4 protein-coding genes and 2 pseudogenes are annotated in these 5,194 nt (G+C 71.1%); 1 reads left to right on the top strand and 5 read right to left on the bottom strand.

Annotated elements, in window-relative coordinates; translation table 11 throughout:
- Both D7Y15_RS42120 and D7Y15_RS42115 read right to left on the bottom strand, forming a co-directional pair.
- Nucleotides 1-711: pseudogene (locus D7Y15_RS42120) on the bottom strand (hypothetical protein); the annotation flags it as partial.
- A 33-nt stretch (nucleotides 712-744) separates the two neighbouring features.
- Nucleotides 745-1,482 (bottom strand): PspA/IM30 family protein, encoded by a 738-nt coding sequence (locus D7Y15_RS42115; protein ID WP_120581429.1) that lies wholly within the window; start codon nucleotides 1,480-1,482, stop codon nucleotides 745-747.
- A gap of 283 nt (nucleotides 1,483-1,765) precedes the next feature.
- On the opposite strand from D7Y15_RS42115, the gene D7Y15_RS42110 reads away from it, so the two are divergent.
- Nucleotides 1,766-3,178, top strand: coding sequence for a sensor histidine kinase KdpD (locus tag D7Y15_RS42110; protein WP_121756079.1), 1,413 nt, complete (start codon nucleotides 1,766-1,768; stop codon nucleotides 3,176-3,178).
- On the opposite strand, the gene D7Y15_RS42105 is transcribed toward D7Y15_RS42110, so the two are convergent.
- The 3 genes and pseudogenes from D7Y15_RS42105 to D7Y15_RS42095 all read right to left on the bottom strand — a co-directional run.
- Nucleotides 3,175-4,512, bottom strand: a complete 1,338-nt coding sequence (locus tag D7Y15_RS42105; protein ID WP_120581427.1) for a 5'-deoxyadenosine deaminase — start codon at nucleotides 4,510-4,512, stop codon at nucleotides 3,175-3,177. The two genes, D7Y15_RS42110 and D7Y15_RS42105, sit on opposite strands and share 4 nt — an antisense overlap.
- Before the next feature lie 12 nt (nucleotides 4,513-4,524).
- Nucleotides 4,525-4,929 (bottom strand): cytidine deaminase, encoded by a 405-nt coding sequence (locus tag D7Y15_RS42100; RefSeq protein WP_120581430.1) that lies wholly within the window; start codon nucleotides 4,927-4,929, stop codon nucleotides 4,525-4,527.
- Nucleotides 4,930-4,986: 57 nt separating this feature from the next.
- Nucleotides 4,987-5,194, bottom strand: a pseudogene (locus D7Y15_RS42095) (PilZ domain-containing protein); the annotation flags it as partial.

Raw genomic sequence — 5,194 nt, 5'->3', positions numbered from 1 at the left:
CTCCCGCAAGGCCCGGCCCGCGTCCAGCGTGGAGGGCAGGTCCACCCAGCGTACGTCGGAGGTACGCAGCCCCGCGCGCGCCAGAATCCACAGGGCGAAGTAATGCGACGAGCCGCCCGGATACACGCCCACCCGCTTGCCTCGCAGGCTGGCCAGGTCCGGCACGCCCACCGCCGCCATGGCCTCCTGGCCCCGGCTGCGTCCCACGAGCAGCACCGTGCGCGGCGCCGCGTCCCTCAAGGTCGGCGCCCAGGACGCGAGCCGGTCCACCGACAGGGCGGCCATGTCCACGCCGCCGTTCTCCGCGCCCACGGACAGGGCCTGCTTCAGCTCCTCTTCGCGCGCGAAGAGCACCGCGCGGGCGTCCAGCGCGTAGGCCGTCTTGAGCAGCCCCTGCGCGGCGCCCGGAGGAGTGGCGGGGTTGTCCAGGGTGGTGGCGCCGCCGGCTGCCACGAGCAGCGCGGAGGCGGACCCGCGCGGGGTGAAGCCAATGAGCACGGGCCTGAGCGGCACCGATGCCACGTCCGCCACCGGGGCCGCGACGCCCGCCGGGAAGTCACCCGGGGACAGCCGCACCGCTTCACGGGTGGAGGGAAAGAAGCGCGCCTGCAGGCGGTCGAGATAACCCGCCCGCGAGGCGAACACGTACCCCGCGCCCAGGACACAGAGCGCGAGGAAGAGAAAGAGGCCGGGTCCGCGGTGCAGCTTCATCCGTGTGCGCCGGCCCCTTTCATGGGGGGAGACCTACTTGATCTCCACCTTCTTGCCGATGGTCTTTTCCGGACCGGCACCCACGTCCGACACCGGCGCGGGGCTGTCCATCAGGCCCATCTCCATCTTGAACTGCTTCACCAGCTCGTCGCCCTGGATCTTCTCCGCCTCTTCCTCGATGGCCGCGGCCTGGTGGTCCACCGACTCCAGCGCCATCTGCATGCGCGCCTCGTTGATGGCCGTCTTCTCCTGGACCTTGCGGAGCATCTCGTCGTGCGTGGAGTCCACGCCCGCGACGGTGAAGGACTCCATCGTGTCGGCGACCTTCGCCTGCCACTTGGCGCGACGCGCGTCCCGGACGGCGTTCATCGCCTCCTGCGTCTTCCGGTCCTTCTCGCGCATGAACGCCTTCTTGACGTTCAGGGCCTTCTCGTAGGCCTGCTTCGCGATGTCCAGCTGCTGCTGGTTGCGCGCGAGGGCTTCCTTCTCCCCCTGCAGCTTGGTCGCGTAGGTGCCGGCCAGGTCGTCACGGCCCGCCTGGATGGCGGCCTTGACCTTGGCGGTCAGCTCCCGCACGTCCTGCTGGTACTTCATGTTCTCCTTCTCGAGCAGCGTCACATTCGCCCGGACCATGGCGATGGACTCGTTCATCTTGGGGACCTGATCGTTCAGGTCACGGATGTTCTGCTCGAGAATCAACTCCGGATCCTCGATGGAGGAGACGAAGAAGCCCGCGAAGCTCCGCATCGCTCTCTTGAATCGCTGCCACATGTCGGCTCTCACCTCCGCCTGTGCCTAATCCCAGTCACCTTACACGAACTCCGACGCCCACAAGCATCCGGCCGCAAGGCGCGTGTCACCGTGACTACGCCCGCCCGGAACGGATGATTGCTCCGGAACAGCCACCGCCCGCCAGCCCGGCCGGGTCCAGGGCCACCGGTCCGGCCCCCATCCGCCACTCCCTGTCCCTTAAAGGGGCCACCCGGGGTCGCGAAAGACGCTGTGGCCATGAACTTGCCGGGTGGGGAGGAAGCGGGGAAAACGAACGTGTCGCATGGACCCGACTCCTCCCGTTGCCTTTGAAGACGAACTCGCGCGGGTGGTGGCCGCCCAACGGCGGCGCGTCCTGGGCGCCGGGGCGGCGGTGCGGCTGGTGGGCACGGTCGTGTTCTTCGCCGTCAGCCTGGGGCTGTGGCTGACGGGCGCGCGGGACTGGGCCCACTACCCGCCCCTGCTGCTCTGCTACGGCGGCGTGGTGGCGCTGCTGTTCGCGCTGCGCGCCAGGCCCCTGACGAAGCAGCTGGGCATCGTGCAGTCGCTGGTGGACGTGGGGCTGGTGTTCGGCCTCCAGCAGCTGGCCCTGCCGGTGTCGCCCTTCCCCGCGGGCGTGGCGGGCTTCAGCCTGGGGCTGTTCGCGCTGGTGGTGGCGCTGTCCGGCCTGGAGCTGATGCCCTGGCTCGTCTACGGCACGGCGGGCCTGGCGTCCCTGACCCAGGCCGTCCTCATGCACCAGGCGGGCGTGGGCCCGGGGGCCATGGCCGTGGCGGCGGTGACGCTGGTGCTGGTGGCGGCGGTGAGCCACTACGGCACCGGGCGGCTGCGGCAGCTGGCCATGGACCTGTCGCACGCGGAGGTGGCCCGGCAGCTGGGGGCCCGCCGCACCCACGAGGTGGAGGACGCCCACCGCACCATCGAGCGGATGCTGTCCGAAGCCCACGCGCGCAACGCCCAGCTGGAGGCGCTGCAGGCCCACCAGGAGCAGCTGATGCAGTTCCTGGTGCACGACCTGCGCTCGCCGCTGTCCGCCGTGACGCTGTCGCTGTCGTGGATGGAGCAGGAGCTGCCCATCGGCACGCCGATGGTGGAGTCCGTGCGCACGGGCCTGGCCGTCACCGCGCGCCTGGACCGGATGATCTCCGACCTGCTGGACGTGCCCCGGCTGGAGCAGGGCCGGCTGTCCCCGCGCAAGCAGGCCTTCCCGGTGGCGCCGCTCTTCGACGAGGTTCGCCGCTCGCTGGATGGCGCGGCCCGGCTGCGCAAGATCAAGCTGGAGCTGTCGTCCCCGCCGGGCTTCCAGCTGGTGGGCGACGCGGGCCTGCTCATCCGCGTGGTGGAGAACCTGGCCACCAACGCGCTCCGCTACGCCCCGTCCGGCGGGCGGGTGCGCCTGGAGGCCGGTGAGGCGGAGGGCTTCCAGTGGCTGGCGGTGCGCAACGACGGCATCGCCATTCCGCCGGAGGCGCGCGAGTCCCTCTTCGACAAGTACGTGCAGGGCCACCGCGAGAAGGAGGGCCGCCGGGGCTATGGCCTGGGGCTGTACTTCTCCCGGCTGGCGGCGGAGGCCCATGGCGGGCGGCTGGCGGTGGAGGACGCGGAGGGCTGGGCCACGTCCTTCGTGCTGCGCATGCCCCGGGTACAGCCGACCTCGCAGTCGTCGCTGGACCCGACGGCCGCCTGGCGCCGCTAGGACGCCTTCAGCTTCGCGCGGGCGAAGAGCTTCGTCGCCTGCGTGCGGGCGTTGGCCAGCACCGTGTTCGCGTCCAACGTGGTCAATTCGCCTTCGCGCAGCACCAGCTTGCCGTCGATGAGCACATGCGACACGTCCGTGGAGCGCGCCGAGTACACCAGCGGCCCCGTGACGTCGTCCGGCAGCGGGCAGAAGTGGAAGCCGCGCGTGTCCACCACGGTGAGGTCCGCGCGCTTGCCGACCTCCACGGAGCCCACCTCGTCCTCCAGGCCCAGGGCGCGCGCGCCGTGCAGCGTGGCCATCTCCAGGACGTGCATGGGCGTCATCGCCACCGGGCCCACGCGCGGGTTGTGCAGCACGGACGCGAGCCGCATCTCGTGGAACAAATCCAACGTGTTGTTGCACGGGGCGCCGTCCGCCCCCAGCGCCACGGGGATGCCGTCCTTCAGCAGCTCCGGCACACGCGCGTAGCCCGACGCGAGCTTCAGGTTGGAGCCCGGGCAGTGGCACACCACCGTGCCGGACTCGCGCAGCAGCCGCTGCTCCTCGCCCTCCACCCACACGCAGTGGGCCAGCGTGACCTGGGGACCCGTGAGCCCCAACCCGTGGAAGAAGGCGATGTTGTCCTGGCCCGTCACCTGGCGGACCACGTCCGTCTCCGTGCGGTTCTCGCTGGCGTGTGAGTGGATGCGCACGCCCTTCTCCCGCGACAGTCGGCCCACCTCTCGCAGCAGCTCCGGCGAGCAGGACAGGGCGAAGCGCGGCGCGAACGCGTAGCGCAGGCGGTTGTCGTGGGTGCCGTGCCAGCGCTCCATCAGCGCCAGGCTCTCCGACAGGGAGTCCGCCGTCGTCTCACGCAGGCCGGCGGGCACCTCCGCGCCGGAGTCCATCATCGCCTTGCCGCCGACGAGCCGGAAGCCGCTGTCACGCGCGGATTCGAAGACGGCGTCGTAGTGGTGCACGGTGCCCATGTCGAGCGCCGCCGTCGAGCCGGAGCGGATGAGCTCCGCGAAGGTGAGGTCCGCGCTGGCGCGCAGGGACGCCGCGTCGTGCGCCGCCTCCATGGGCCAGATGCGCTCCTTCAGCCAGTCCAGGAGTTCCCGCTTGTCCGCGTGGCCGCGGAACAGCGTCTGGCAGGCGTGCAGGTGGCCATGGATGAGGCCGGGCATCACCACCTGCCCTGCGAGGTCCAGGACGCGGCAGGCGCCCTTCACCTTCAGGCCCCGGCCCACCTTGGCGATGCGCCCGTCCTGCACGAGCACGTCCGCGCGAGGCAGCACCTCGCGGTCGCGGTTCATGGTGACGACGGTGGCGCCAGTGAGAAGCAAGTCCACGTGAGGGAGGTCCTAGAAGAAGGAACGGGTGAAGGCGTGGGGCAGCAGCTCGCTGAGCGGGTAGCGCGCCTCCTGCCCGTTGAGGGTGCGGCTTCGCACCGGAAGGTCAGGCCCGGCGAACTCCGCCATCACCTGGCGGCACATGCCGCACGGGGGACAGGGCTCCGGGGTGTCCACGACGATGGCCACGGCCACCGGCTTCTCGCGGCCCTGGGCCACGCCCGCGACGAACGCGTTGCGCTCCGCGCAGACGGTGAGGCCATAGGTGGCGTTCTCCACGTTGCAGCCGGCCACGATGGAGCCGTCCGCGTAGAGCACGGCGGCCCCCACGGGAAACTTCGAGTACGGCACGTGCGCGCGCTGACGCACCCGCAGGGCCTCCTCGAACAGCCGCTCCCAGGGAATCTCCTCCGCCATGCCGCCCTCCTTCGCGAAGGCGCCGTCCACCGGCGCCCGCGTCCATCCGGGGATGCCCTAGCGGGCGCCCCGGGGTTCGTCCTTGCTCTGGTCGTCCAGGTGCCGGGCGATGGCGAGCTCCAGCTCCACCGGTAGCTCCACGAAGCGCACGCGCACCACCGGGCCCGTCATACCGGCCTTGGGGGGCAGCACCTCGCCGCGCACCTGCACCTCTTCCAGGGACGGGGGAAGCGCGAAGCGCACCTCCACGGTCTGGCCCGGGTCC

This window comes from Corallococcus sp. AB030 (genome assembly GCF_003668965.1).
Taxonomy (GTDB): domain Bacteria; phylum Myxococcota; class Myxococcia; order Myxococcales; family Myxococcaceae; genus Corallococcus; species Corallococcus exiguus.
The sequence above is the reverse complement of the archived record's forward strand: the minus strand, read 5'-3'. Positions and strand labels throughout refer to the sequence as shown.